General features: G+C 71.9%; 20 protein-coding genes and 1 pseudogene. 10 read left to right on the top strand and 11 right to left on the bottom strand.

What is annotated here, in order from left to right:
* Positions 1 to 134 precede the first annotated feature (134 nt).
* Positions 135 to 986, top strand: coding sequence for a serine hydrolase (locus AB0C01_RS16720; protein ID WP_357571536.1), 852 nt, complete (start codon positions 135 to 137; stop codon positions 984 to 986).
* A 54-nt stretch (positions 987 to 1,040) separates the two neighbouring features.
* Entirely contained in the window at positions 1,041 to 1,742 is a 702-nt protein-coding gene (locus tag AB0C01_RS16715; RefSeq protein ID WP_357251327.1) for a lysoplasmalogenase, read from the top strand.
* On the opposite strand, the gene AB0C01_RS16710 is transcribed toward AB0C01_RS16715, so the two are convergent.
* Positions 1,711 to 2,508, bottom strand: coding sequence for a tyrosine-protein phosphatase (locus AB0C01_RS16710; RefSeq protein ID WP_357251325.1), 798 nt, complete (start codon positions 2,506 to 2,508; stop codon positions 1,711 to 1,713). The genes AB0C01_RS16715 and AB0C01_RS16710 overlap by 32 nt on opposite strands.
* A gap of 44 nt (positions 2,509 to 2,552) precedes the next feature.
* Between AB0C01_RS16710 and AB0C01_RS16705 the strand changes: the two genes are divergently transcribed.
* A complete protein-coding gene (locus AB0C01_RS16705) occupies positions 2,553 to 3,650 on the top strand; it encodes a dipeptide epimerase (RefSeq protein WP_357251322.1) in 1,098 nt (365 codons plus the stop codon).
* Positions 3,650 to 4,630, top strand: coding sequence for an NlpC/P60 family protein (locus AB0C01_RS16700; protein ID WP_357571535.1), 981 nt, complete (start codon positions 3,650 to 3,652; stop codon positions 4,628 to 4,630). The genes AB0C01_RS16705 and AB0C01_RS16700 overlap by 1 nt, the downstream gene beginning before the upstream one ends.
* Positions 4,631 to 4,701: 71 nt before the next feature.
* On the opposite strand, the gene AB0C01_RS16695 is transcribed toward AB0C01_RS16700, so the two are convergent.
* The 3 genes from AB0C01_RS16695 to pnuC all read right to left on the bottom strand — a co-directional run bounded on the left by AB0C01_RS16695 (position 4,702) and on the right by pnuC (position 7,793).
* Positions 4,702 to 5,700: a TerC family protein gene (locus AB0C01_RS16695; protein ID WP_357251316.1), complete on the bottom strand. Its 999-nt coding sequence runs from the start codon at positions 5,698 to 5,700 to the stop codon at positions 4,702 to 4,704.
* Positions 5,701 to 6,015: 315 nt separating this feature from the next.
* Complete coding sequence (locus tag AB0C01_RS16690) at positions 6,016 to 7,140, bottom strand: AAA family ATPase (RefSeq protein ID WP_357571534.1); 1,125 nt, start codon at positions 7,138 to 7,140, stop codon at positions 6,016 to 6,018.
* Positions 7,137 to 7,793, bottom strand: coding sequence for a nicotinamide riboside transporter PnuC (pnuC, locus tag AB0C01_RS16685; protein WP_357571533.1), 657 nt, complete (start codon positions 7,791 to 7,793; stop codon positions 7,137 to 7,139). The genes AB0C01_RS16690 and pnuC overlap by 4 nt, the downstream gene beginning before the upstream one ends.
* Before the next feature lie 83 nt (positions 7,794 to 7,876).
* Here pnuC and AB0C01_RS16680 point away from each other — a divergent pair, with 83 nt between their 5' ends.
* Positions 7,877 to 8,170: an antibiotic biosynthesis monooxygenase family protein gene (locus AB0C01_RS16680; RefSeq protein WP_357571532.1), complete on the top strand. Its 294-nt coding sequence runs from the start codon at positions 7,877 to 7,879 to the stop codon at positions 8,168 to 8,170.
* A 128-nt stretch (positions 8,171 to 8,298) separates the two neighbouring features.
* Here the strand turns inward: AB0C01_RS16680 and AB0C01_RS16675 are convergent, their stop codons facing one another.
* From AB0C01_RS16675 to uvrB, 4 genes are all read right to left on the bottom strand, one after another.
* A complete protein-coding gene (locus AB0C01_RS16675; RefSeq protein ID WP_357251306.1) occupies positions 8,299 to 9,156 on the bottom strand; it encodes a helix-turn-helix transcriptional regulator in 858 nt (285 codons plus the stop codon).
* A 176-nt stretch (positions 9,157 to 9,332) separates the two neighbouring features.
* On the bottom strand, positions 9,333 to 9,701 hold the full coding sequence (locus AB0C01_RS16670; RefSeq protein WP_357251303.1) for a VOC family protein: 369 nt from the start codon (positions 9,699 to 9,701) through the stop codon (positions 9,333 to 9,335).
* Positions 9,702 to 10,005: 304 nt separating this feature from the next.
* On the bottom strand, positions 10,006 to 11,049 hold the full coding sequence (locus AB0C01_RS16665) for a helix-turn-helix domain-containing protein (RefSeq protein WP_357571531.1): 1,044 nt from the start codon (positions 11,047 to 11,049) through the stop codon (positions 10,006 to 10,008).
* Between the two features lie 75 nt (positions 11,050 to 11,124).
* Positions 11,125 to 13,233, bottom strand: a complete 2,109-nt coding sequence (gene uvrB / locus AB0C01_RS16660; RefSeq protein WP_357251298.1) for an excinuclease ABC subunit UvrB — start codon at positions 13,231 to 13,233, stop codon at positions 11,125 to 11,127.
* 584 nt (positions 13,234 to 13,817) lie between these two features.
* On the opposite strand from uvrB, the gene AB0C01_RS16655 reads away from it, so the two are divergent.
* Entirely contained in the window at positions 13,818 to 15,596 is a 1,779-nt protein-coding gene (locus tag AB0C01_RS16655) for a hypothetical protein (RefSeq protein ID WP_357571530.1), read from the top strand.
* A 2-nt stretch (positions 15,597 to 15,598) separates the two neighbouring features.
* Here AB0C01_RS16655 and coaE read toward each other — a convergent pair whose 3' ends face one another.
* Positions 15,599 to 16,780 carry a dephospho-CoA kinase gene (gene coaE, locus AB0C01_RS16650; protein ID WP_357571561.1) on the bottom strand — a complete coding sequence of 394 codons (1,182 nt, stop codon included), beginning with the start codon at positions 16,778 to 16,780 and terminating at the stop codon, positions 15,599 to 15,601.
* A gap of 417 nt (positions 16,781 to 17,197) precedes the next feature.
* Positions 17,198 to 18,709, bottom strand: coding sequence for a 30S ribosomal protein S1 (gene rpsA, locus AB0C01_RS16645; RefSeq protein ID WP_357069728.1), 1,512 nt, complete (start codon positions 18,707 to 18,709; stop codon positions 17,198 to 17,200).
* A 470-nt stretch (positions 18,710 to 19,179) separates the two neighbouring features.
* On the opposite strand from rpsA, the gene AB0C01_RS16640 reads away from it, so the two are divergent.
* From AB0C01_RS16640 to AB0C01_RS16625, 4 genes and pseudogenes are all read left to right on the top strand, one after another.
* Positions 19,180 to 19,986 (top strand): class I SAM-dependent methyltransferase, encoded by an 807-nt coding sequence (locus AB0C01_RS16640; RefSeq protein ID WP_357379516.1) that lies wholly within the window; start codon positions 19,180 to 19,182, stop codon positions 19,984 to 19,986.
* Between the two features lie 56 nt (positions 19,987 to 20,042).
* Positions 20,043 to 20,645, top strand: a complete 603-nt coding sequence (locus AB0C01_RS16635) for a Uma2 family endonuclease (RefSeq protein WP_357571529.1) — start codon at positions 20,043 to 20,045, stop codon at positions 20,643 to 20,645.
* A gap of 52 nt (positions 20,646 to 20,697) precedes the next feature.
* Positions 20,698 to 20,916 (top strand): DUF2945 domain-containing protein, encoded by a 219-nt coding sequence (locus AB0C01_RS16630; RefSeq protein WP_357251280.1) that lies wholly within the window; start codon positions 20,698 to 20,700, stop codon positions 20,914 to 20,916.
* Positions 20,903 to 21,250, top strand: a pseudogene (locus AB0C01_RS16625) (DUF3140 domain-containing protein); the annotation flags it as partial. The gene AB0C01_RS16630 and the pseudogene AB0C01_RS16625, both read left to right, overlap by 14 nt.
* 387 nt (positions 21,251 to 21,637) lie before the next feature.
* Here the strand turns inward: AB0C01_RS16625 and polA are convergent.
* Positions 21,638 to 24,337, bottom strand: a complete 2,700-nt coding sequence (gene polA, locus AB0C01_RS16620) for a DNA polymerase I (protein ID WP_357251278.1) — start codon at positions 24,335 to 24,337, stop codon at positions 21,638 to 21,640.
* Positions 24,338 to 24,471: the final 134 nt, after the last annotated feature.

Genomic DNA, 24,471 nt, shown 5'->3' with positions numbered 1-24,471 from the left:
GCCTCCGAACGCGACATCCTGCGCCGTACCGTCGACTCCCCCCGCGATCTCGCGTCGTTGGCCTGGCGCGCCCGGCTGTTCTCCCCCGACGGGTACGTGAGCCCGCCCAGGGCTGATCGGCTACGGTCACCGGCATGACCTGGGAGGATCTCGACGCCCACCTGGACCGGGTGCCCGGCACCGTCTCGGCGTACGTGGGACGGCTCGACGCGTCGCCGACCTGGACCCGCCACCCGGACGCCGCCCACTATGCGGCGAGCACCATGAAGGTGGCGGTGCTCGCCGCGCTGCACCGGGCCGCCGATGCGGGCACCCTGGACCTGGACGCCCCGGTCCCCGTGGTGAACGAGTTCGACTCCGCCCAGTCCGGCGCGCCCCGGTTCTCCTGCGCGCAGCACTACGACAACGACGACGCGGTCTGGGACCGGGTGGGCGGCACGGCCCCGCTGCGCTGGCTGGCCGAGCGGATGATCGTGCGCTCCAGCAATCTGGCCACCAACCTGGTCATCGGGCACGTCGGGCTGCCCGCCGTGGCCGAGGTGTGGGCGCTGACCCGCGCCCGCGCCAGCGTCACGGGTCGGGGCATCGAGGACTTCGCCGCCCGCGCGGCCGGCATCACCAACACGGTCACCGCCGCCGACCTGGCCGCCCTGCTCGGCGCGCTGGCCACCGGGGCCAACGCCCCGGGTCGGCTCGCCTCACCAGCGGCCTGCTCGGCCATGCTGGACGTCCTGCTCGCCCAGGAACACCGGGAGGACCTGGCCGCCGGCCTGCCCGAGGGCACCCGCATCGCGCACAAGAGCGGTTGGGTACGCGGTGTGCGCCACGCCGCCGGCGTGGTGCTGCCCGCCGACGCGCCGCCGTACCTGATCGCCGTCTGCACGACCACCGACCCGACCGACGGCGACGACGAGACCGGGGCCGACGCCTGCCTGCTGATCGCGCAGATCTCCGCGCAGGTCTGGGCCGCACGCAACCAGCTCTGACCCTGGATCCGTCCGTCCGGCTACGCTGCTCGCACCCCCACCCCGGAGCCGTCGATGCCCCGCAGTCGCACCGTCCTGCTCGCCTTCCTCGTCGTGACGGCGGCGAACCTGCTGGCCAACGCCACCGGCGGAGGCGTGGCCTTCCTGCTCACCAAACCGCTGCTGATGCCGCTGCTGGCCGCGTACCTCTGGCGGGCCAGCGCCGAACGCGGAGCCCGACCGGACCGGCTGGTGCTCGTCGCGCTGGCCTTCGCCACCGGCGGCGACGTCGCGCTGATGATCGAGGGCACCGGCTGGTTCCTCGCCGGCATGGCCTGCTTCCTCGGCACGCACCTCTGCTACGTCGCGGCCTTCACCCGGTACGGCGCCGCGTCCGCGCTGCGCCGTGCGCCGCTGGTCGCGGTCCCCCTGGGGTACGCCGTGCTGACCGTCGCCGCGCTCTGGTGGATGTGGGCGGGGCTGACCGACGTCGGGCTCGCCGTGCCGGTGGCCGGCTACGCGCTCGCGCTGGCCACGATGGCCACCACCGCCGCCACCCAGGGCTGGCGGGTCGGTCTCGGCGCCGCGCTGTTCCTCGGCTCCGACCTGTTGATCGCCGCCGGGGTGGCCGAGGTGGCCCAGCCACCCGGCGCACCCGTGCTGGTCATGGCCACCTACGCCGCCGGCCAGGCGCTGATCGTCCTCGGCCTGGCCGCCCGCGTCGGCACACCCCCGAGAGTGCCTGTCACTCCAGCAGTTGCGCCCGCAACGCCGTGAGGTCGGAGTCGGTGAGCCCCAGCCCGTCCCGCAGGTACGCGTCGAACGAGCCGTGCACCCTGCGCACCTCGTCGTAGCCGGCGTCGAGGTACTCGGCGCGCACCTCCAGCACCGGCAGCACCGCGTCGACGTCCAGCTCCGGCTGCCGCCGCCGCATCGCCTCGACGATCACCACGCGCAGGCTCTCGGTGAGTTCGTTGTTGCGCAGGTAGTCGGCGCGGACCGTCGCCTCGTCCACCCCGAGCGCCGTCAACAGGATGACGGTGAGCCAACCCGTGCGGTCCTTGCCGGCGGAGCAGTGGTAGACCAACGGCAGGTTCTCCGGCTGCGCGGCCAGCCGGACGGCCTCGGCGAAGCCGACCCGAGCCGACTCGCCGGTGACGAACCACCGGTAGATGGCCGCCATCGCCCCCGCCGTGCCCTGCCGGGCCAACTCCGCGTACGAGTCCAGGTCGTGGCCCAGCAGCACCGCCGAGACGTACGTGAAGACCGGGTGCTCCGGGTCGTGCACCGGCAGGCACACCACCCGTGGCTCACCGGCCAGCCGATCCGCCGGTGCGACCTCGATCTCCGCGGGGGCGCGCAGATCCAGCACGCACGCCGGACCCAGTTTCGCGAGCACCGGCAGGTCATCGTCCGTCAGCCGACCCAACGCCGGGGTCCGGATCAGCTGCCCCACCCGGACCCGCCGGCCGTCGGCGCCGACCAACCCGCCCAACTCACGCGCGTTCGGAGCGCCCACCAGCCCCCAGCTCTGCCCGGTCATCCGGTCCCCCATTCGGTCGCGTGCCTGCGTATAAGGTGCCTCACATGACGATCTCGGAGGTACGCACCCACCGGGTTTCCGCCCCCTTGCACACCCCGTTCATCACCGCGCTGCGGCGTACCACCACTGTGGACACGCTCGTCGTCGAACTCGTCGACACCGACGGTCGCTCCGGCTTCGGCGAGGCGCCCCAGGTCTGGCAGGTTACCGGCGCGTCGGTCGCCGGCGCAGGGGCGTGCGTCCGCGAAATGCTCGGTCCGCGGTTGATCGGTCGTGACCCGGACGACCTGGTGACCCGTTGCGCCGAGGTGCAGCGTGCCGTCGCGGGCAACGAGGCGGCGAAGGCGGCGGTGGACGTCGCCCTGCACGATCTGGCCGCCCGGCGGCTGGGCGTACCCCTGGTGCGGTTGCTCGGGGGGACCACGCTGCGGGTGCCGACGGACGTCACCCTGGCGGTGGGCGACGCGGTGGATCTGGCGGCGGCGGCGCGGCAGCGGCAGGCCGACGGGTTCGGCGTGCTCAAGTTGAAGGTCGGCACGGATGCGAGCACCGACCTGGACCGGGTACGCGCCGTCCGCGCGGCAGTCGGCCCCGGGGTTCGGATCCGGCTCGACGCCAACCAGGGCTGGACACCCCGGGAGGCGGTACGGGTGATTCGTGGCATCGAGGACGCCGGGCTCGACGTGGAGTTGGTCGAGCAGCCGGTGGCCCGCTGGGACCTGGACGGGCTGGCCTGGGTCAGCGACCGGGTGTCCGTGCCGATCCTCGCCGACGAGGCGGTCTTCGGGGTCCGTGACCTGGTGGAGGTGATCCGCCGCCGGGCCGCCGACCTGGTCAACGTCAAGCTGGCCAAATGTGGCGGGCTGCAACCGGCACGCACCCTCCTCGACCTGGCCAGCGCCCACGGGCTCGGCACGGTGGTCGGTTCGATGATGGAGAGTCAGGTCGGCATCGGGGCGGCGGCGAGCCTGGTCGCCGCGTACGGCACGACCGCGGTCGCCGACCTGGACGCCGCCTGGTGGCTGGCCTGGTCCCCGGTGCGGGGCGGCATACGCTACGACGGGGCCACCGTGGTGCTTCCGAACGCCCCTGGCCTGGGCATTTCCGGTCTGGCTGAAGCAAAGGTGCAGGCCGGTGCTTGATGAGCGTTGGTTTCTTTCATAAGGTTCCCCTGGACAGCCGACTCGATCTGGGGGTTGACGTGGAGCTGCAACCGGGCCGCGAGGCCGTCGTCCGAGTCGCGGTGGCAACACTGTGGACCTCGCCCGAGGCGGTCCGCCCGGTCGACCGCCCCGCGCTGACCGCCGGCGCCGACATCCCGGCCTGGGTCTCCGGTCTCAGCACCGAGCAGCAGGTCGGCGACTGTGTGCTGAGCCAGCTGCTGCTCGGCGAGCGGGTTCTCGTCAGCGAGCTACGACCGGACGGCTGGGCGCGAGTCGTCGCCGTCGAGCAGCCTGCCGCCAAGCTGGACCCGCGCGGCTACCCGGGCTGGCTCCCCGCCGACCAACTGGCCGCCGTCGACCCGGCCACCGGCGGCGACCGACCGCTGGTGGTGGACGCCACGGTCACCGCGCTGCACGCCGCCCCGGCCGGACCGGTGGTGTTGTCCGGTGTCGTCGTCGGCACCCGTCTGGTGCCGGCCGGCCCCGCCCGCGACGACTGGCGCCCGGTGCACGCTCCGGGGCAGGCCGCGCCGCTCTGGCTGCCCGACAGCCACCTGGTCCCGGCCTCGGCGGCGTCGCCGAACGCCGAGCAGGCGCTCGCGGTGGCGCAGCGGCTGCTGGACGTGTCCTACATCTGGGGTGGTCTCTCCGCGCACGGCATCGACTGCTCGGGTCTGGTGCACCTGGCCTGGCGGCGGTTCGGGGTGCTGCTACCGCGCGACGCCGACGACCAGGCCGTCGCCACCACCCCGCTGGCCCTGGGGGCGGAACGCCCCGGCGATCTCTACTTCTTCGCACGGCCGGGCCGCGCGATCCACCACATCGGCATCGTCACCGCCCCGCCCAGCGACAGCGGCGAGCGGCGGATGTTGCACGCCTGCTACCGGCGGCGGCGGGTCATCGAGGAGCCGCTGCCGGCCGACCGGACCGCCACGCTGGTGGGCGCGCACCGGGTCTAGGGGTGCTGTCCAGGGACGTTGGTCAACCTGGTGCTGGCCGGGTGCGATCGCCGCACCCGGCCGGCGACAGATCAGTGCCGGGCGTCGGCTAACTCGCGGCGCCGGTCCCGGGAGGACTTGATCAGGCTGGCGGCGGTGGCGATGCCCAGGGTGCCGAGGATGACCAGCAACGACAGCCAGATCGGGATGTGCGGCGCCCAGCCGACGTGCTCGCCACCGTTGATGAACGGCAGGTTGTTGTCGGCCAACGCCTCCAGCACCAGCTTGACCCCGATGAAGCCGAGCACGACGGCCAGACCGTAGCTCAGGTAGATCAGCCGGTCGAGCAGGCCACCGAGCAGGAAGTAGAGCTGACGAAGGCCCATCAGCGCGAAGACGTTCGCGGTGAAGACCAGGTACGGCTCCTGGGTGATGCCGAAGATCGCCGGGATCGAGTCCAGCGCGAAGATCAGGTCCGTGGTGCCGATCGCGATCATCACGATCAGCATCGGGGTGAACAACCGCTTGCCGGTCGCGTGGGTGGTGAGCTTCGCGCCGTCGTACTCCTTGGAGATCGGCAGCGCCTTGCGGCTCCACCGGATCAGCACGTTCTCGGAGAACTCGTCCTCGTCCGGCTCGCCCTGCCGGGCCAGGTTGATCGCGGTGTAGATCAGGAACGCGCCGAAGATGTAGAAGACCCAGGAGAACTGCGAGATCAGCGCCGCACCGGCGGCGATGAACCCGCCGCGCATCACCAGGGCCAGCACTATGCCGACGAGCAGCACCTTCTGCTGGTACTGCCGGGGCACCCCGAAGCGGGCCATGATGATCACGAAGACGAAGAGGTTGTCCACCGAGAGGCTGTACTCGGTGAGCCAGCCGGTGTAGAACTGCCCGGCCGGGCTGGCGCCGGCGGTCAACCAGACGCCCGCCCCGAAGAGCAGGGCAAGCCCGACGTAGAAGGCGACCCAGAGGCTCGACTCCCGCACACTCGGCTCGTGCGGGCGCCGACCAATGATCAACAGGTCGACGAGCAGGACCGCAGTCAGTACGACAAGCGTCCCCGCCCACACCAATCCGGACACGTCCAACGTTCATTCCTCCGGCAGACACGCGGCGTCGGGCACACCGTACGCCCCCTGCGGGGCTGGTGTGCCGCTGTCGCTCACTCTGGTGACTGTCGGAGGTCTCTTCCGCCGCCACCCTGCAACAGCGGTGGCGACCTACGGGGCCGGGTCGGTCCGCCGTGGTTCCGACAGGTCGACCGTGCTGACGACTCCGTTGCGGGGGAATACTCCCCTCCTCGGTGACCATTGTTGCCCACCACGCCCCGTGATCACACCCCGGGCACCCGGTGTCGCCGACCACCCGATCGAGGGCCACGCCGCGTATGGCTTCCTAGGAGGCTAGTGCAGGTGGGGTGCGGCAATCGGGTCGCTGAGGGACCACCCGGCGGCGAGCAGGTCGTCGCAGGCCCGCACCGCCCGGGCCAGCCGCTCGGCGTGCGACCCGGTCAGCTCCACCACCGGCACCCCGCACCCCGCCAACTCGGTCCGGAACCGCTCGGTCATCCAGGCCCGCAGGTGCTCACCGTCGCGCAGCCCGTCATCGGTGAACGGCACCCCCCGGTGATCCGTCAGCAGATACAGCGCCGGCCGACGGGCCGCCGCCCGCACCTCCTCCGACGCGCTGCCCAGGTAGCGCTCCTCCCACACCGCCGTCGCCCGCGCGTCGGTGTCGCAGACCAGCAGTGGCCCGCTCGTCCGGGCCGCCGCGTCCTCGGCGGCCTGCTGCTCGCGGACCACGGCGCGGAAGTCGTCGGAGTCCCAGGTGACGTCGAACACGGTCGCCTCCGGCACCCGCTCCCGCAACCGGGCCAGCTTGGCAGCGGTCAACTCCCGGCCGTACTCCGGCACCCAGGACGTGCCGTAGTGCTCGGCGAGCGCCGCCGCCATCGTCGTGGTCCCGGTCGACTCGGCCCCGACCACCACCACCCGCCGGACGAACCACGCCCGCACCGGCGGGCTCAGCCACCGCCAGGAACCCGCCGGGTCCGCGCGCACGGCCGTCCCGGACACCGGCACGGTCCGCCGGTCCGGATCCACCGCCACGGGTACGGCGCCGAAGCGGCGCGCCAGCTCGGTGCCGTACGCCTCGGAGGAGAACACCGCGTCCACCGGCCCCGGCCCGACCGCCTCGCGGAACACCGCGCAGTGCGCGTCCCAGACGGCCGGATCGGCGTAGTCCACCGGGTGGTCGTCGTACCGGCCGACGAACCGCACCCACGGCGTGTCCGCGTGCACCTCCCGCAGCCAGTCGAGGCGCAGCGGAAGCGGAATGGACTCCCGGCGCGAGGGTGCCACGACGACGGTGACCTCGGCGCAGCGGTCGGCGGCGGCCACGATCAGCGCGTGGTGCCCGGCGTGCGGCGGGTAGAACTTGCCCACCACCATCCCGTGCCCGAACTCGGCGACGCCGGAGCGCGACGGCAGGCGGGGCACCGGTGGACGGCCCGGTCCCTCGGCGCTCACGCGGTGGCCGGGGCCGGACCGGGCGGGACCGCCGTCGGCCGACCGGCCCGACGCAGGTCGGCCCGCCAGGCCCGCAGCCCGAGTACGCACAGGGACAGGAAGACCAGGTACAGCACGGCGGTCAGGTGCAGCCCCTTGTACGCGTACAACGGGATGTAGATCAGGTCGGCGGCGATCCACAGCCACCAACTCTCCACCCGCTTGCGCGTCTGCCCGTACGTCGCCAGCAGGGACAACGCCGTGGTCAGCGCGTCCGCCAACGGCACCGTCGAGTCCGTGGCGCGGTCCAGCAGTACCCAGAGCGCGCCGGTGAGCAGCACCCCGGCTACGGCCAACGCCAGCCACTCCCGCCGCCCCGTCCGGCTCACCGTGAGCCGGCTGCGCCGCTCGCCACCGTAGAGCCACTGCCACCAGCCGAAGCAGCCGAGCGCGACGTAGACGACCTGGAGACCCGCGTCGGCGTACAGCCCGACGGTCCAGAACACCAGCAGGAGCAGCAGCACGTTGGCGATGCCGATCGGCCAGTTGGCGATCTTCTGCCGGGCCACCAGCCACACGTTCAGCACACCTGTCGCGAACCCCAGCAGTTCCGCCCAGGTGGTGCCCGTACCGGCCACCCGAAACGCGGTGCCGGTGAGCCAGTCAATGATCACGAGGCCACCCTAGGGTCTGTCGCCGACGTCGGAACAGACCCCGCGACACCACCGCCACCGACCGTCGTGGGAGGCTTTCCGGCATGGTGCTTGAGGTCGCGTTGATCGACGTACTGCCCGGACACGAGGACGCGTTCGCCGCCGCGTACGCCGAGGGTCACCCCGTGCTCGCCGGGGCAACCGGCTGCCGGTCCGTCCGGATGACCCGGGGCATCGAGTCCCCGACGCGCTTCGTGCTGCTCGTCGAATGGGACTCGGTCGAGGCGCACGAGAAGAACTTCCGAGCCACCGAGCGGTTCGCGCAGTGGCGGGCGCTGATCGGGCCGCACTTCGCCGGGCCTCCCGTGGTCGAGCACTTCCTCGACGTACCGGCCTGATCCGACCACCGGCCCGAGCGACTCTGTCGTACCCCGCGGTTAACGTGCTCCGCGCACGCGTCGGCCGCCGGTCCCGACGGTCTCGGGGGCGCCGGGCACGGTGGCCGCGCGGCGTGCCTCCCCGCGCGCTACTCGCCGGCGCGCCGGGCCAGCGCGGTGACCGTCTCCTCCGGTGACAGCGCGGCCGCCAGCAACGCCTCGGTCATCCGCTCGTAGCGGCCGACGTCCGGCACGGTGGCCAACCGGACGTCGGTGGTCAACGCCTCGATCATCACCGTCCGCGGGTCCGCCGGGTCGGGAAAGGCATAGCAGGAGTACGGCGTGAGCGGGTGCAGCCCACCGCCGGCCGCTCCACGTGGCAGCAGTCGCACCGTGACATGGGACAGCCCGGTCACGGTGACCAGGTGCCGCAGCTGCTCACGCCACACCGCCACCGGCAGGTCGCCCGGGTCGCAGACGGCCGCGGCGAGCACCGCCGTGTAGCGCGGCGGATAGGCGCGCCGCAGCACCTCCTGCCGCAGCGCACGGGCGCGCACCTCGGCCTCCACATCGATCTCCGGCGTGAACTGCGCGCCGGCCTCCACCAACACCCGGGCGTACGCGGGCGTCTGGAGCAGCCCCGGCACAACCGTCGGCTGGTACTCGACGATGTCGGCAGCGCCCGCCTCCAACTCGGCGTAGGTGCGCTGCCGTTCGCTCATCTCGCCCAGCGTCTTCCACCAACCCCGGCTGGTCGCCGCATCGCGAGCGATCACGATCAGCGCGTCCCGGGCCGGAGTGGGCACCTTGTAGATGTCCAGCAGATCGAGCACATCCGCGAGGTCCGGCCGGCTCTGACCCAGCTCGATGCGGGACAGCTTCGACGTCGAGGCCCAGCCGAGCCGGTCGCAGACCTGCTCCAGGGTCAGCGCCTCGCGCCGACGAAGTTGGCGCAACTCAGCGCCGAGACGTGCACGTCGAATGACAGGACTCGTTGGCAGCGGCATCCCGGCCTCCCCATCGAGGGAGCGTACGCAGGACGATCACCCAGTGCAATAGTTTGCTCGCTCACCGCAATCAGGTCATTCGGCGCGGTCGGGGAGCCGGGCCGGCCGGGCTCAGGGCCGTTCCAGCCGAACTCCGGGCCGGCACCGGTCCTGCTCAGGGCCGGCACCGGTCCTGCTCAGGGTCGGTAGGTGCCGAAGGCCCAGACGTTGCCGGCCAGGTCACGGGCGGCGTAGTCACGGGAGCCGTAGTCGGTGTCGAACGGTTCCTGGGTGATCTCCGCCCCGGCCGCGCGGGCCTGTGCACAGTGGGCGTCGACGTCCGGCACGGCCACGTACACCAACCAGTCGTCTCCGGCCGGCCTGGACGTCGCATCGGCCCGAGCGCCCAACATGACCATGCCGCTGTCGAAGACGAGTTCGGCGTGGGCGACCGAACCGTCCGGTGCGTCGTGTACGGCGTGCACCTGGAAACCAAAGGCGGAGCAGAGCCAGTCGATCGCGGCGCGGGGATCGGGATAACGGAAGACCGGGTAGACGGTTCGCATGTCCACAGTGTGCCGCCGGCGGCGGGAGCCGGATTGGACGAATGTGACCTCGGCGGGTCGGTCCAGGCCTGTTTCGGGATCGAGCACGATCAGGTGGGGCGCGAGGTCCGCTACGGCGTGCCGCGCCCTGGCCGCGCCAGTCCGCAGGCCGCCCTCTCCCACATCGGCCCGCTCCGGCGACAGAGCGGCGCAGACCCGCATGATCCCCTCGACTTTCCCGACGTCGGGCTATCCGCGCCAGTCGGATACCGCGACTTTCAGGAACCCGAGTGGATCGACAGTCAGGCCACCGCTGGTCGGTGCGTCAGCCGGACGGTGTCGACCGGGCGGCGAGCAACGCGGCCGGAGTGTCCCCCGCGAACTGGTGAAAGTCCCGGATCAGGTGGGACTGGTCGTAGTAACCGCATCGCGCCGCCACCGCGGCCCAGTCGATGGCCGGCCCGCTGCTGAATGAGGCCGCGCTGGACGGGTCCGGGCTGGACGGCCCCGGGCTGGACGGCCCCGGGCTGGACGGCCCCGGGCTGGACGGCCCCGGGCTGGACGGCCCCGGGCTGGACGGCCCCGGGCTGGACGGTCCCAAGCTGGACGGGTCCGCGTCGGCCGCGGACTGGCCAGCGCCGGTCGGCGGGCCGGCACCCGGCTCGATCACGGGGGTTGGCCCCACGTCGCCCAGCGCCGTGCACGCCTGCTGGAAGCGCAGCAACCGGGCGACCATCTTGGGTGGCAGCCCGATCTCCTGCCGGAACCGGGAGGCGAGATGCCGTCGGCTCCAGCCCAGCTCGTCGGCGAGCACACCGACGCGCTCCTGGCCACCGCTGGCCACGAGCCACCGCCACGCCCAGTCGAGACGGGCGTCCACGGGCGGCGACGCCGCCAGGCGGCCGGCGAGCACCCTGTCGAGCAGGGCGAACCGCTCCGGCCAAGACGCCGTCTCGGCGAGCTGGCTCCGCAGCCGATGCAGCCACCGGCCCGGGAGCTGCCCGACGCCCACGGCACGATTGGTCAGCTCGCTCAGCGGCAGACCGAGGAGCCGGCGGGCGGTCAGTGGGGCGAGCAACAGCTCGACGCCCTCCCCCACGCCCACCGTCCGCGTGGTGCACCAGCCGTCGAAGGTGCCGGCCACGAACGAGTCGACCCTGCTGGCACCACGCTCCGCGCTGCGCGGGTCGCGCACGTCCAGCGGAGCGCCCCAACCCAGGATCAGCACCACGAAGACGCCCGCCGACTCCCGGCGGACCAGTGGAACGTCGGCCCGTTCCCGGTAGCCGACGTACCGGTCGACGAACGGGCGCAGGCTGACCTCGGGCAGCCCGAGCACCACCTCCCCGACCGGTGCCGCCGTGGTCATCCCCGACCCATCCTTCGCTCACCCTGGCGGGCCGCGCCCCTCGGTGGGGCGCCGCTCACGCTCAGCCGCTGGTCGTCACTTCACGCCGGCGGCGTCCATGCCGCGCAGCTCCTTCTTCAGGTCGGAGACCTCGTCGCGGATCCGGGCCGCCAGCTCGAACTGCAGCTCGCGGGCGGCGGCCAGCATCTGGTCGTTGAGTTCCTGGATGAGCTCGGCGAGGTCGGCTCGGGCCATCCCCTCCCGTGACGTGGTCGTGGCGGCGCCCCGGCTCCGGCTGCGGGTCTCCTTGACCGGCGCCTTGCCCCGGGACAGCTGACGCACCGCGCCGCCGACCCGCGAGTTTTCGGTGTCCTCCGCCTCGCGGTAGATGTCGTCCAGGATGTCGTGGATCTTCTTACGCAACGGCTCCGGGCTGATCCCGTGCGCCTCGTTGTGCGCGATCTGCTTGGCCCGACGCCGGTCGGTCTCGTCGATCGCCGCCGCCATCGACGGGGTGATCTTGTCGGCGTACATGTGGACCTGACCGGAGACGTTACGGGCGGCCCGCCCGATGGTCTGGATCAGCGACCGACCACTGCGCAGGAAGCCCTCCTTGTCGGCGTCGAGGATCGCCACCAGCGACACCTCGGGCAGGTCCAGACCTTCGCGGAGCAGGTTGATGCCGACCAGCACGTCGTAGTCGCCCTTGCGCAGCTCGCGCAGCAGCTCCACCCGGCGCAACGTGTCGACCTCCGAGTGCAGGTAGCGCACCCGGATGCCGTTCTCCAGGAGGTAGTCGGACAGGTCCTCGGCCATCTTCTTGGTCAGGGTGGTGACCAGGACCCGCTCGTCGCGATCGGTCCGCAGTTTGATCTCGTGCATCAGGTCGTCGATCTGACCCTTGGTCGGCTTGATCACGACCTCCGGGTCGACCAGGCCGGTGGGTCGGATCACCTGTTCGACGAACTCGCCCTGCGCCTGCTCCATCTCCCAGGTGCCCGGGGTCGCGGAGAGGTAGACCATCTGGCCGACCCGCTCCAGGAACTCGTCGAAGCGCAGCGGCCGGTTGTCAGCCGCGCTGGGCAGCCGGAAGCCGTGGTCGATGAGCATCCGCTTGCGGGACGCGTCGCCCTCGTACATGCCGCCGATCTGCGGGATGGTCACGTGCGACTCGTCGACCACCGTGAGGAAGTCGTCGGGGAAGTAGTCCAGCAGGGCGTGCGGCGGGCTGCCGGGCAGCCGCCCGTCCATGTGCATCGAGTAGTTCTCGATGCCGGAGCAGAAGCCCACCTGCCGCATCATCTCGATGTCGTAGGTGGTGCGCATCCGCAGCCGCTGCGCCTCCAGCAGCTTGCCCTGCCGCTCCAGCTCGGCGAGCCGCTCGGCCAACTCCACCTCGATGTCACGGATCGCCCGTTCCATCCGCTCCGGGCCGGCCGCGTAGTGGGTGGCCGGGAAGATCACCAGCTGGTCGACCTCGCGGACCACGTCACCGGTCAACGGGTTGAGGTAGTAGAGCTTCTCCACCTCGTCACCGAACAGCTCGATCCGGATCGCCAGCTCCTCGTACGCCGGGATGATCTCCAGCGTGTCGCCGCGGACCCGGAAGGTGCCCCGCTGGAAGGCCATGTCGTTGCGGGTGTACTGGATGTCGACCAGCCGCCGCAGCAACTGGTCGCGGTCGAGCTCCTGCCCGATCTGCACCTTCACCGCCCGGTTCAGGTATTCCTCCGGGGTGCCCAGGCCGTAGATCGCCGAGACGGTCGCCACCACGATCACGTCGCGGCGGGTGAGCAGCGACATCGTCGCCGAGTGCCGCAGCCGCTCCACCTCCTCGTTGATCGAGGAGTCCTTCTCGATGTAGGTGTCGGTCTGGGGGATGTATGCCTCGGGCTGGTAATAGTCGTAGTACGAGACGAAGTATTCGACGGCGTTGTGCGGCAGCAGCTCGCTGAACTCCTTGGCCAGCTGCGCGCAGAGCGTCTTGTTCGGGGCGAGCACCAGGGTCGGGCGCTGCAACCGCTCGATCAACCACGCCGTGGTGGCGCTCTTGCCGGTGCCGGTCGCGCCGAGCAGCACGGTGTTACGGTCGCCGCGCCGAACCCGACGCTCAAGGTCGTCGATGGCTGCCGGTTGGTCGCCGGCCGGCTGGAAGTCACTGACGACCTGGAAGCGGCTGTCCAGCCGGGGAATGTCGAGCGCCATGCCATCAACGGTACGCCGGAGGTCCGACAGGTTTGGCCGTCACGGCAGGTACGTGATCAGCTTCAATATTCCCATTGTGTGGCCCATGTCACCGGGACTACCCTCTCCATGTAGGCCGCTCGCGGCGGCCGACCGGGCCGGTGGCCAAGCCGTCATCACGGCCGGCCGCCCCCGGCACTGCGGTCGCAGCACCCGGCTCGTCCGGCGTGCGCACCCGTGTGGTCGCGCTCGAGGCGCAGACCGGCCGCCGCGAGCGCCCCTGCTCGTCACCCCGGTGCCACTCCGCCCGTTTCACATCCGTGGACACCTCTGCGACCCCGCCGCCCGACACCACCCCCACGGCCGCCCCCCGACCGGACGGCACCGGCCGGCGGAACGCCTCCGCGGCGGGGAAGCCCAGCACGTCGGCCGCCGGACGGCTCGGCACCGGGCGCCACCGCACCGACTCGGCTGACGCCACCGCTGCCCCCCGGTCCACCAAGAGCGGGTCGGCCACGAGCGGGTCGGCCACGAGCGGGTCGGCCACGAGCGGGGCGCTCGCGGGCGGACCGCTCGCGGGCGGGTCAACCGGGAGCAGGTCGCCCGTGAGCGGGGCTACCGGCAACGGGGCCACGGCCAGCCCACCCGTCACCGAGCGGCCGACCGACATTGACCGACCCACCGCCCGACCCACCACGACCCGACCCACCACGGCCCGACCCACGACCCGACCCACGACCCGACCCACCACCGACCGCCGAAGCGCCACCGGCCGAGACTCCGACCGGACCCCGACGACCACCCGGCCCGACGACACCACCGACTCAGCCGCCGACGCGACCGACACCGCCGGTCCGGGTGCGGCCAGCCACCGACGCCGTACCGTGCTGTTGCTGCTCGGTCTGACGGCGGTGACGTCCGCGACGGCGTTGGTACTCGGCTTGTTGAGCTGGGCGCCCGACCCACCCGAGCCGGCCCGACCGCTGACCCTCATCGAGGGCGAGCGGCTGGCCGCTCTGCGGGTCACCAACCTGCGGGATCTGCGCGCCGGGGTCCGCGTCACCGCGGGCGTCGACGCGACCCGGATCGAACTGGTGGGCTGGGTGGACTGGTCGCGGTCCCTGCTCTACCTGGACGTGGGCGGACCCGGAGCGGGTGCCGAGCGCGGGCTGTTGCAGAGGGCCGGGTCGGTGCTGGTGATCCGGCCCGACCCGGCCGCGGTGCCCACCCCCGCCGCACCCCCGCTGGTGCCTCCGGCGGATCGGTGGCGGCTGCACCGCCTGACGCCCGGGGCGAGCCTGGTGCCGGTGCTCGACCTGCTCCTCGGCCTCGCGGCCGACCGCCCGGACGCGGACCCGGCGGCTCCGGGTAGCGCAGCCCGGTGGATCGCCCGGGACACCATGGCGGGCGGCCCGGTGGACCTCCTCCAAGCGCCGCTGCTCGCCAGGACACCAGCCGCAGGCAGCACCACGGCGGGCAGCACCGCCGCAGGCAGCACCGCGGCAAGCAGCACCGCCGCAGGCAGCACCGCGGCAGGCAGCACCGCGGCACAGGTCCCGGGCACCGGGCCGACGGGCAGCGGGTCGGCGAGCACCGAGGCGGACGGGCAGACCCGGTACTGGCTCGACCAGGACGCTCGGCTGCACAAGCTCGTCACCCGGTTGCCCGGCGTCGGCCCGGTCACGGTGACTCTGCACCGGGCGGACCGGCCGACCCTCCGCCCGGTGGACGCCCTCGGCGGCCGGCCGGGTCTGCCCCGCGCGCTGACCGACGCCGAACAGCGTCGACTGGACCGGCTGCCGGCCCGGCTACGCGCCCAGGGCGGTGCGGCGGTCACGCTCACCGCGCCGACGGGCACGGACACGAACCTGCGCGGCGCGGGCTGGTTGAGCTGGACCACGCGGACCGCGTACCTCTCGGTTGCCGACCTGGGCGTACCGGATCGTCGGACCCTGCTGCGACGCGACGCCGCCGGGCTGGCCCGGGCGGACCTGCCGGCGGCGGCCGGTGGTGGCGGCACGGCGGAGGCACCGGGCCGACCACCCCTGGCACCCCCGGCCGGATCGTGGCGGGTCTCCCGATCCGTCGGGGAGGACGTGGGCCGGCTCGTCGACGCGGCGGTGGCCGCCGGGTCGGTCGGGCCACGCGGTGCGGCCGTGCGGATACGCGAGGACGTCACCGCCGGCCGGACCGTGGACGTCGTCGAGGTGGGTCCGGCCGGCGCACGGCTGCGCTACTGGGTCGACCGTGACGGGTCGCTTCGGCGGCTGGAGCTGCACACCAGCGGCAACGCGTGGGCCCAACTGGATCTCCAACCGGCCGCGGTGCCCCGACTGGCCCCGGTGCCCCGACCCGCTGCGAAACCTCGGGCCGGCGCCCGCTGAGCTCAGGGCCGCCAGCCGGTCTGCGCGGCCCACTGGTCGGCCCGCAGGTACTCCTCGTCGAACCACGGGTCCCGGGCCGTGCCGGAGTCGCCGGCGGCGGGCGCCGCATCGACCAGGTCCCGCTTGAGTTGCAGGTACGCGGCGCGCTGATCCGGGTCGGCCCGCAGGTGGTCGCGCATCAGCAACGCGTACCGCCAGCCTGGCGACCCGTCCAGCCGCACGTGCAGGCGAACGGGACGAGCCGGGTCCGCGCTACCGTGCAGCCGCTTCTCCCACCGACCGCTGCCGGCCGGGCGCGGGTCGTCCCACCACTGCCCCGGCACCCGCGGGAACCCGGCGTTCGCCAGCCGGTCGGCCAGCGCCCCGTCGGCGTCGGCGAGGCTGGAGACGGCCACCTGCACGTCGATGACGTCCTGGGCGGCGAGGCCGGGCACCGCAGTCGAGCCGATGTGGTCGATCCGGAGGGCGTCCGAGCCCAGGGTGTGCCGAATCCGGGCGGCCAGCCGCGCGTACTGCTCCGGCCAGCTCGCGTCGGTCCCCACCGGTTCGTCTTCGCCCGGCGGGACCACCCGCCGTTGACGCAGGTTGTCTTCGTAGGGCCGCAGCCGTTGCCGCCAGAGCGTGTCGACGGCGTCGTGCAACGCCGCCAGGCTTCCGTCGTTGCCGAGCACGACGTCGGCCGCCGCCCGGCGACGGGCGTCGTCGGTCTGGGCGGCGATCCGCCGCTCGGCCTCCGCGTGACTCATCCCCCGGTCGCGCACCAGCCGTTCCAGTCGGGTCGACACGGCCGTCTGCACCACGACCACCAGGTGGTACGTGGGCGCGAGACCCACCTCGACCAGGAGCGGCACGTCGTTGACGACGATCGCGTCGGGAGGTGCCGCGGCGGCCAGTTCGGCGGTACGGGCCCGAACCCGGGGGTGGGTGATCGACTCCAACCGCCGGCGGGCGGTCTCGTCGGCGAACACCACCGCGCCCAGTGCGGCACGGTCCAGCGCGCCGTCGGCGTCGAGCACCGCGTCGGTGAAGGTGGCGACGATCTCGGCCAGCCCCTCGCTGCCCGGTGCGACGACCTCTCGGGCCACCCGGTCGGCGTCGATGAGCACCGCTCCCCGCTCGACGAGTCGCGCCGCCACCGCGCTCTTGCCCGACCCGATTCCGCCGGTCAACCCCACCCTCAGCACCCGACCAGTCAACCGGATCACCAGCCCTGCCGCCAAACCCGCCACGATCGTGCCCGCGACCGACGCGGCCTCCGCCCCGACGCCCCGCGACCGACGCGGCCTCCGCCCCGCGCCCCGCGCCCCGCGCCCCGCGCCGCGCGCCCCGCGCCCCGCGCCCCGCGCCCCGCGCCCCGCGCCCCGCGCAAGATCGTGCTCGATCCAGGTTGTAGTGGTGTCCTGGTTGTTCGAGGCCCCTGTATCCAGGATCGAGCACGATCTTGCGAGCCCTGCTCGTCGGGGAGATCCACATCATCGTCCGGCACCGCGACGACCCGGGCGACGAGGTCCGGTGGTCGCCTGGGAACGGCGAAGGCCCCGCCCCCGACGATCCGTGGATCGTGAGGGGCGGGGCCCGTCGTCGTTCAGTCGTTCAGCGGCTCACTTACCGCCGGCGAGCTTCTCCCGCAGTGCGGCGAGCGCCTCGTCGGTGGCCAGCGTGCCGGCCGGCTCCTCGGCCTGCCGGCTCGGGGCCGGGCTGGACGAAGAGGTGGTGCCACCGCCACCGGTGCCGCCAGCGGCCGGAACGACCGGAGTCGGGTTGGCGGCAGCCTCGGCGTCGGCGGCCCGAGAGGTCTGCACCTGCTTGGTGTGGGCCTCCCAGCGCTGACGAGCCTCGGCGTACTGGTTCTCCCAGGTCTCGCGCTGCTTGTCGTACCCCTCGAGCCACTCGCCCGTCTCCGGGTCGAAGCCCTCCGGGTAGATGTAGTTGCCCTCGGTGTCGTACGTCGCGGCCATGCCGTAGAGGGTCGGGTCGAAGTGCTCCTCGCCCTCGACGAAGCCCTCGTTGGCCTGCTTGAGCGACAGCGAGATCCGGCGGCGCTCCAGGTCGATGTCGATGACCTTGACCATGACCTCGGAGCCGACCTGGACGACCTGCTCCGGGATCTCCACGTGGCGCTCGGCCAGCTCGGAGATGTGGACCAGGCCCTCGATGCCGTCGTCCACCCGGACGAACGCACCGAACGGCACCAGCTTGGTGACCTTACCCGGCACGATCTGCTGGATCGCGTGGGTGCGGGCGAACTGCCGCCACGGGTCCTCCTGGGTCGCCTTCAGCGACAGCGAGACGCGCTCGCGGTCCAGGTCGACGTCCAGGACCTCGACCTCGACCTCCTGGCCCACCTCGACAACCTCGGACGGGTGGTCGATGTGCTTCCAGGACAGCTCGGAGACGTGCACCAGACCGTCGACGCCGCCAAGGTCGACGAAGGCGCCGAAGTTGACGATCGAGGACACGACGCCCTTGCGGACCTGGCCCTTCTGCAGCTTGTTGAGGAACTCGGTGCGCACCTCGGACTGCGTCTGCTCCAGCCAGGCCCGGCGGGACAGGACCACGTTGTTGCGGTTCTTGTCCAGCTCGATGATCTTGGCCTCGAGCTCACGCCCGACGTACGGCTGCAGGTCGCGCACACGACGCATCTCGACCAGGGACGCGGGCAGGAAGCCCCGCAGCCCGATGTCGAGGATGAGGCCGCCCTTGACCACCTCGATGACCGAACCGCGGACGACGCCGTCCTCGTCCTTGATCTTCTCGATCGTGCCCCAGGCCCGCTCGTACTGTGCCCGCTTCTTGGAGAGGATCAGACGACCCTCCTTGTCCTCCTTCTGGAGGACCAGGGCCTCGATGTGGTCGCCAACCGTCACAACTTCGGCGGGGTCCACGTCGTGCTTGATCGACAACTCCCGAGAGGGGATGACACCCTCGGTCTTGTAGCCGATGTCGAGCAGGACCTCGTCCCGATCGACCTTGACGACGGTGCCTTCGACAATGTCGCCGTCATTGAAGTACTTGATGGTCTCGTCGATCGCGGCGAGGAATGCCTCCTCGGAACCGAGATCGTCGTGGGTGACCCGGGTGGCGCTCGAGGGGGCCTCGATGCTGCTCGTCATGTGGGCGGTTGCTCCGGTCGGTGGGTTGTCACAGCAGGCTGGTGTCGCAGTGACCTGTTCGCGCCAGCGGATCCGCCGCCGGGCACACCGAACGATCGCCTAGTGAGATCATGATGTGGCTCCGACGACCGCGCACCTGCTCCCTGCCGAGGCAACGCGATCCGCGAGCGCATCGTCTAGCCTACCGTGCGCATTACCACAGCGTGCAAGCCCTCCCGGCTTCTCTCCGCGCGGTGACCTGCGAAAGACGAACAATCGCCCGGAAAAGACCCCTGCTGTCTCGTGCGTCACAGCAGCCTCAGGAGTCGCCTCGGCCCGCGCTTGATCGACTCGACCTCCGGGACGTCCCAACGGCCCGGACACCTCGAGCACACGGAAACCGAGTCGATCAAGGGCACCCACGTGAGGAGTAGCGCAGATCTTGGACGCGCCGCCGCGCCCAACGGGTGGGTGGGGCCTAGCGTGAGCGCGTGGATGACGACAGCCGGGTCACCCGGCGCCGGGTGGGTGACGCCGAGGCCCGGCGCGCCAACCGCGGCTGGTGGGACACCGACGCCGACGACTACCAGGCTGAGCACGGCGCGTTCCTCGGCGACGTGGACTTCGTCTGGTGCCCGGAGGGCCTGCGCGAGGCCGACGCCCGGCTGCTCGGGGACCTGCCCGGCCGACGGGTGCTGGAGGTCGGCTGCGGTGCGGCCGCCGCCGCCCGCTGGCTGGCCACCCAGGGTGCCCGGCCGGTCGCCTTCGACCTGTCCGCCGGCATGTTGCGGCACGCGGCCGAGGCCGCCGACCGCACCGGGGTACGCGTACCGCTGGTGCAGGCCGACGCACTCGCCCTGCCGTTCGCCGACCGGTCGTTCGACCTCGCCTGCACCGCCTTCGGCGCCATCCCGTTCGTGGACGACTCGGCGGCCCTGCACGCCGAGGTGCACCGGGTGCTGCGCCCCGGCGGGCGGTGGGTGTTCTCGGTGACCCACCCGATGCGGTGGATCTTCCTCGACGACCCTGGCGAGGGCGGACTGACCGCCGTGCACTCGTACTTCGACCGCTCCCCCTACGTCGAGCAGGACGAGTCCGGCGTCGCCACGTACGTCGAGCAGCACCGCACCCTCGGCGACCGGATCCGGGAGCTGGTCGGTGCCGGCTTCCGCCTGCTGGACCTGGTGGAGCCGGAATGGCCCGAGGGGCACGAGGGCCTCTGGGGGCAGTGGAGCCCGCTGCGCGGTCGACTCTTCCCCGGCACCGCCATCTTCGTCACCGAGAAGCCCGCGGAGTGAGCGCGTCGCACCCGCAGTCCGCCCTGCGTCGCATCGACCACCGGTAGGCTCGTCCCATGAGCGCCGAGCCCATCCCGACATCACCTGGCCCCTGGTGTCCGGACCCGATGCGGCAGCAGCGTGCCGACTACACGCTGGAGGACCTGCTCACCCTGCCGGACGATGCCCCCCGCGTCGAACTCGTCGACGGAGTAATCCAGGTGACACCCTCCCCCACCCTGGGCCATCAAGACATCTCGTTCCTCCTGCGCATGTGGCTGCACTCGCGTGTGCCAGCTGACCTCCGCATCGCTCAGGCCGTCGGAGTCGGGCTCAGTTTCAACGCCAGCCGACAACCGGACGTCCTGCTGTGCCGGGCCGAGGTGCCGTCCGGCCGGTCGCTGCTGCGTCCGGCGGACGTGGTCCTCGCCGTGGAGATCGTCTCGCCGGGGACGCGACGGATCGACCGATTCGCGAAGCCCGGCGAGTACGCCGCCGCCGGCATTCCCTTCTACTGGCGCATCGAGCAGGACCCGGTGCACGTCTACGCGTACCGGATCGGCGACCGGGTGGGTCCCGGCGGTGAGCGGCAGTACGAGCTGGTCGCCGACGGCGCCGACGTGATCGAGCTGGCCGAGCCGTTCGACATCAAGCTGCCGATCGCCGAGATCACCCCGTAGCGCGTCGCCGGAACGGCCGTTTCGCCGCGCCGGTGTCGGGTAGCCGAGGAGCATGGCCGAGCAGCGATTCCGCAGAGGCGACCAGGTTTCCTGGTCGGCCCACGGCAGCCGCGCGTACGGCGTGGTGCAGGACACGATCACCGAGCGGACGCGGATCAGTGGGCGGGCGGTGAACGCGGCCCCCGACGACCCGCAGTACCGGGTCCGCAGTGACGGCACGGGCCGCGACGTGGCCCACCGACCCGAGGCGCTGCGTCATGAGCAGAGCTGACGACCAGGGCCGGGACACCTATCGGGAGTTCACCGAGGCGGTGAACATGAAGCCCCGGGAGCTGTCCACGTGGCTGGAGACCGACGAGTCGAAGCAGGTGGGCTGGCACAAGGGCGGTCGCGCCGGTGGCGGCGAGTCCGTCGGACACGAATCCGGCCGGAAGATCATCAACCTGCTCCGCCGCAAACGGGGCGACCTGTCCGAGGGTGACTACAAGCACATGCGCAAGGTGGTCGGCTACGTACGCCGACACATGGCGCAGCGCCCCTCCGGCAACGTCCGCGACACCAAATGGCGCTGGTCTCTGATGAACTGGGGCCACGACCCGATGAAGTAGCCCGTGGGCCCGTCCCCACCACGGCACTCCGCGGCGAGATCCGCAACTTCGGCGAAGTTGCTGCCTCAGAACCCCTCGACCCAGCACTTTCCCCGAAGTTGCGCAGATCTTGCTACGAGGCGCACCGCGCCAGCGCCGACAGCCGGTGCCCCGGCGAGGGTGGCGGCACGGGCGGACACAGGCGAGCGGAAACGGATGGGCAGCACGGGTGGGCGGCACGGGTGGGCTCGCTTGATCTGGCCAGCGCCCACCATGCCAATGGCCGCGACCAGGATGACCCGGTCAGGGGTTCCGGGGCAGCCCGACCCACGCAGGGATCAAGCCTGACCGCCCGGAGTGGGTCGGGCTGCCCCGGAACCCCCACACCGCAACCAACACACAAGGTCAGTGATCAGCGCTGTTCCAGTCGCGGCCCTCGCCGACCGACACCTCCAACGGCACCGACAGCGGGTACGCCCCGCCCATCTCGTGCCGGACCAGTGCCTCCAACGCCTCCCGCTCGCCGGGGGCGACCTCGAAGACCAACTCGTCGTGCACCTGCAACAGCATCCGCGAGCGCAGCCCGGCCTCGCCGAGCGCGGTGTCGACGTGCAGCATCGCCACCTTGATGATGTCGGCCGCGGAGCCCTGGATCGGGGCGTTGAGCGCCATCCGCTCGGCGATGTCCCGGCGCTGCCGGTTGTCGCTGACCAGGTCGGGGAGGTAGCGGCGGCGACCGAGGATGGTGGAGGTGTAGCCGTCCTGGCGGGCCCGGGCGACCACCTGGTGCAGGTAGTCGCGCACCCCGCCGAAGCCGGCGAAGTAGTTTTCCATCAGCCCACGTGCTTCCTCGGTGTTGATCCCGAGTTGCTGGGACAGGCCGAAGGCGCTCAACCCGTACGCCAGGCCGTAGTTCATGGCCTTGATCTTGCGGCGCTGGTCGGGGGTGACCTCGTCGAGCGGCACCCCGAAGACCGACGAGGCGGTGGCGGCGTGGAAGTCGGCGCCGGAGTTGAACGCCTCGATCAACGCGTCGTCCGAGCTGAGGTGCGCCATGATGCGCATCTCGATCTGGCTGTAGTCGGCGGTGAGCAGGCACTCGTACCCCTCACCCACCACGAAGGCCCGACGGATGCGCCGGCCCTCCTCGGTGCGGATGGGGATGTTCTGCAGGTTGGGCTCGGTGGAGGAGAGCCGACCCGTGGCCGCGACCGTCTGGTTGAAGGTGGTGTGGATCCGGCCGTCGTCGGAGACCGACTTGAGCAGGCCGTCGACTGTCGACTTGAGCTTCGCCACGTCCCGGTGGCGCAGCAGGTGGGCCAGCACCGGGTGCGGCTGCTGCGCGTAGAGCCACTGCAGGGCGTCGGCGTCGGTGGTGTAGCCCGTCTTGATCTTCTTGGTCTTCGGCAGGCCCAGCTCGGTGAAGAGGATCTCCTGCAACTGCTTGGGTGAGCCGAGGTTGAACTCCCGACCCACCGCCTCGTACGCACCCTGCGCGGCGGTCTTGACCTCACCGGCGAAGTGCGCCTCCAACTCGTGGAGATAGTCGTTGTCGGCGGCGATGCCGGTGCTCTCCATGGTGGCCAGGACCCGCATCAGCGGCAGCTCCACCCCGGCCATCAGCCGGGCCGACTGCTCGCCGTCGCGGGACAACTCGGCGTCGATCGCGTCGGCCAGGTCGAGGGTCGCGCGGGCCTGGAGCATCAGGTTCTGCTCGACGACGCCTTCGTCGCCGAGCCCGTCGAGGGTGAGCTGACCGGACTCCGGGACGTCCACCCGCAGCTCGCGGTGCAGGTAGCGCAGCGCCAGGTCGGTGAGGTCGTAGGAACGCTGGTCGGGGCGGGCCAGGTACGCGGCGATCTGGGTGTCGCGGACGATGCCGGCGAGCTGCCAGCCGTGTGCGGCGCTGGCCAACACGGCCGGCTTGCTGTCGTGCAGCACCTTGGGTCGTTGCGCGTCGGCCAACCAGGCGGCCAGGGCGCCCTCGTCGGTGGCGTCGAGCCCGGTGGGGTCGACCCAGGCCGCCGCGCCGCCGGCGGTGGCCAGCGCGAGACCGGTGATCGAGGCGGTGTGTCGACGGTTGGGGCCGGTGTCGAGCTTGACCGCCAACCCGACCGGGGTGCCGGCCGGGACGTGCGTGCTGAGCCAGCCGGCCAGCGCGCCGGGCTCGGTGAGCACCTCGCCGGTGAGGTCGAAGCCGGACTCGGCCTCCGGCTCGACCGACTCCAGGTACTGGTAGAGACGGTCGCGCAGGATGCGGAACTCCAGCGTGTCGAAGACCTGGTGCACCGCCTCCCGGTCCCAACCGGTCCACCTGGCGTCCTCCGGGCGCAGTGGCAGCTCCAGGTCGGAGACCAGGCAGTTGATCTCGTAGTTGCGGATCACGTCGGCGAGCCGCTCCCGCAGGCTGTCGCCGGCCTTGCCCTTGATCTCGTCGGCGCGGGCGATGACGCCCTCCACGCCGCCGTACGTGGTGATCCACTTGGCGGCGGTCTTCGGGCCGACACCCGGGATGCCGGGCAGGTTGTCGCTGGTCTCGCCGACCAGCGCGGCGAGGTCCCGGTACTGCTGTGGCGGAACGCCGTACTTCGCCTCGATCGCCGCCGGGTCCATCCGGGCCAGGTCGGAGACGCCCTTACGCGGGTAGAGGACGGTGATCTGGTCGTCGACCAGCTGGAACGCGTCGCGGTCGCCGCTGCTGATCAGCACCGTCATGCCCTGGTCACGCGCCTGGCAGGCCAGGGTGGCGATGACGTCGTCGGCCTCGAAGCCCTCCTTCTCCACCACCGGGATCTGGAGCGCCGCCAGGACCTCCTTGACCAGGCTGACCTGGCCCTTGAAGTCGGTCGGGGTCTCGCTGCGGCCGGCCTTGTACTCCGCGTACTTGTCGGTGCGGAAGGAGCGGCGGGAGACGTCGAAGGCCACGACGATGTGGGTGGGCTGCTCGTCGCGCAGCACGTTGATCAGCATCGAGGTGAAGCCGTACACCGCGTTGGTCGGCTGACCCGTCGTGGTGGAGAAGTTCTCCACAGGCAGGGCGAAGAACGCCCGGTATGCCATGGAATGTCCGTCGACGAGAAGCAGGCGCGGTGTCGTAGCTGTCACGGCAGCGACTCTAGCCCGTCCTACCGACAACCCTGGCCGGCGGCACCACGCGCGCCGACGACAAAACGCACAGCCCGCCGCGCGACGCCGACGTCAGAACGGACGCCCGCCGCGACGGCGACGGCCGGCCACCC

Origin of the sequence: Micromonospora sp. NPDC048905, assembly GCF_040649655.1 — a bacterium.
Lineage (GTDB): Bacteria > Actinomycetota > Actinomycetes > Mycobacteriales > Micromonosporaceae > Micromonospora.
Note: the sequence above shows the minus strand (reverse complement) of the source record. Positions and strands in the feature narration are given on the sequence as shown.